We start from the raw sequence: 2,618 nt of genomic DNA, 5'->3' as shown, positions 1-2,618 counted from the left end.
TCTTCACCAACGACGGCCCCGGCTTCGCGAACGCCGTCACGCGGCTGCCGGCCTACCGGGACCTCGCCCCCCGGATCGTCAGCATCATCCCGGAGAACTCTCTCGTCGGCATCCTGATGGACAGCGCCGTGGACCACAGGATCGTTCGGAGCTCCAACAGGGGCCCGACCGCGCACGACGCGCTGTCCTGGCTGGTCAGGGGAAACCATTTCCTCCCGGCGGAGGGGAGGAGCGGCTTCAGCGTGTTCTTCGAGCGGTCCGTGCGGGCCTGGCTTGCGGACCTCTCGGATGAGGAGAAGCGTCGCTTTGTAGAATCCGTCTTCGGCGTCCTCGAGTCCACGGGGGCCCTGACCCTGGAGGAGATGCGACGAACCCCGGTGCGGAGCGCCTTCGCCATCCTCAAAGCCTCGCGGGCCCTCTCCCCCGATCGGCAGAAACAGGTGCGTGCGGTCCTGGCGCGGCTGGCCGAAAAGGGCGGGTCGGTCTTCGCCCAGACGTTCGGCGGGAGCGCGGCAGAGCTGCGCCGGCGCCTGTCCGCGTGGCTGAGGGGCGATCCACAGGGCTGACGTTTCCTTCACCACCCCTCTGATTTCGTTGATTGACTTTTCACCGGCGGTAAGGTATAAGTATCGCGAAGAGTTCTTTAGAGAGGAGGGGCCCCGAATGCGGCGTTGTGGATACACCTGAGGATGTGGCTTGGATGCACGGGATGCATGCCGTGAGGGGATTCCTTCCATAAAGGAGTTATCCGTTCGGGCCAAGCTCTTCAGGAGTTGACGCGCCGGCTTTGTGTGCCGCCGTTCTTTTGATTTCCCCTTGAGGAGAGGCCGCTGAGGCGGGCTCCCTTTTCTTTCGTCCTTCATCCCTTCACGGGTTCTCTTAATTCCATAATTCTCGTCAATCAAGCCAATAGAGGCCTTGAAAATCGCTTTCTCAGTATTTGCAGGGAGAGGTGGGGCTGCGGGCGTACCTTATTGGGGATGTGCTCCCTGAATCGTGCGCAGAGGGAGAGGACCTCGTTTTGCGATGCTGAGCCGAGAATTCTCGAAACCTCATGAGCTTCTTTATCTACGAAAGAAACGCGCGAAGTTTAAAAGCCTTCTCGTGTGTCTTTTAGGGGGAAAGAACTATGCTTTCGCTGCCGAAGAACTTCGAGAGTTACGATGAAAAGAGAAGGAACGCCTTTCTTGCCCTCTACGAGGTCAAGAAGAAGGGGAAGAAGGTCGTCGGGACCTTCTGTTCCTACACCCCTGCCGAGTTGATCCACGCTGCGGGGGCGATCCCCGTCGGCCTCTGCGGCAGCAGCGAACAGGGCATCCTGGAGGCTGAAACGAGACTGCCCAAGACCCTGTGCCCTTTGATCAAGTCCAGCTATGGGCTGGCGATGACCGATCAGTGCCCGTTCTTCTATTTCTCCGATGGAGTGCTTGCCGAAACGACCTGCGACGGAAAGAAGAAGATGTACGAGCTCCTGGGCGAGATCAAACCGGTACACGTCATGAAACTGCCCCAGGGTAGGGATCAGGCCCTCGCCGTAGAATCCTGGACGGAGGAGGTCCGCCTTGCAGCAAAGTTTCTGGAGGACCTATTAAGCGTTGAAATCACCGACGAGAAGCTTCATGACGTCATCGTCTACCGCAATCGCGTGCGGAGGGCGCTGATAGAGCTTTACGAGGTTGCCAAGGCCAAGCCGTCCCCCGTTTCCGGGTATGAGCTGACGACAGTTTCCGAGTCCGCCGACTTTCACTTTGCGGACGACAGCCTGATCGAGAAGCTTGAGGAGAAGGCCAGGGAGTTCAGGCTTCGCGTCCGAGAAACGACGCCGAACCGTCCGAGGGTCCTCCTTACGGGTTGTCCCAACACAGGGCTGCGCGAGAAGCTGATCCGCAGGATGGAGGACATGGGGGCCGACTACGTTTGCTCCGACCATTGCGCCGGGCCAAGGACGCTTCGCTTCATGGTGGACGAGGACAAGGACCCTTACGAGGCACTGGCCGAGCGGTATTTGAAGATCAACTGCTCCGTCATGACGCCCAACAAGGGGCGATTTGGCGATCTGAAGCATCTGGTTGCGGATTACAGGGTCGATGGCGTGGTCGAGGTGGTCCTGCAGGAGTGTCACACCTTTGTCGTGGAAGCCTGGCACACGAAGACGACGGTCTACGAGGAGTTGGGACTTCCCTACCTCCGGCTCGACACTGACTTTTCCCAGTCGGATCGGGGGCAGATCGAAACGCGCCTGGGCGCCTTCATCGAGATGATGGCGTGACGCGGGCCGTGCGGGGAGGGGGGGAGAAGAAGCTTGAACGAACGCGGATGATTGACCTTTGCGTGAGTGAGGACCGTGGCTTTGTGCAGGAGAGGAAGATGAGAATGAAAAAATTTTTGTTTTCGGTGTTGACTTTAGGATTTGGTTTTATCATCGGCACTGCTGCGTTGGCCGTTGCCGCGGAGAAGGACGTGGAACGGGTCATTCGGGTTGCGACGCCTGGAACCTACGCTCCTTTCACCATGTACGATGAAACGACGCAGGAGTGGTCGGGCTTTGAAATCGAACTCTGGCGGTTGATTGGTGAGAAGGCTGGCTGTGAAATTCAATTTATCAGACTCGATATTCC

General features: G+C 58.6%; 3 protein-coding genes. All 3 read left to right on the top strand.

Features of this window, described 5'->3' with window-relative positions; all coding sequences use genetic code 11:
* On the top strand, positions 1-566 hold a 566-nt coding region (locus Q0629_RS04160), incomplete at its 5' end, for an Mbeg1-like protein (RefSeq protein ID WP_298779278.1).
* Positions 567-1,129: 563 nt separating this feature from the next.
* On the top strand, positions 1,130-2,269 hold the full coding sequence (locus tag Q0629_RS04155; RefSeq protein WP_298779276.1) for a double-cubane-cluster-containing anaerobic reductase: 1,140 nt from the start codon (positions 1,130-1,132) through the stop codon (positions 2,267-2,269).
* Positions 2,270-2,373: 104 nt separating this feature from the next.
* Positions 2,374-2,618: transporter substrate-binding domain-containing protein (locus tag Q0629_RS04150; RefSeq protein WP_298779274.1), on the top strand; the 245-nt coding region annotated here is incomplete at its 3' end.

It is taken from the genome of uncultured Fretibacterium sp., assembly GCF_938030725.1.
Taxonomy (GTDB): domain Bacteria; phylum Synergistota; class Synergistia; order Synergistales; family Aminobacteriaceae; genus Fretibacterium.
Note: the sequence above shows the minus strand (reverse complement) of the source record. Positions and strands in the feature narration are given on the sequence as shown.

Bases quoted from the DNA above. Each gene is read 5' to 3' on its own strand.
- Q0629_RS04155 (WP_298779276.1), top strand. From the start codon at position 1,130: ATGCTTTCGCTGCCGAAGAACTTCGAGAGTTACGATGAAAAGAGAAGG.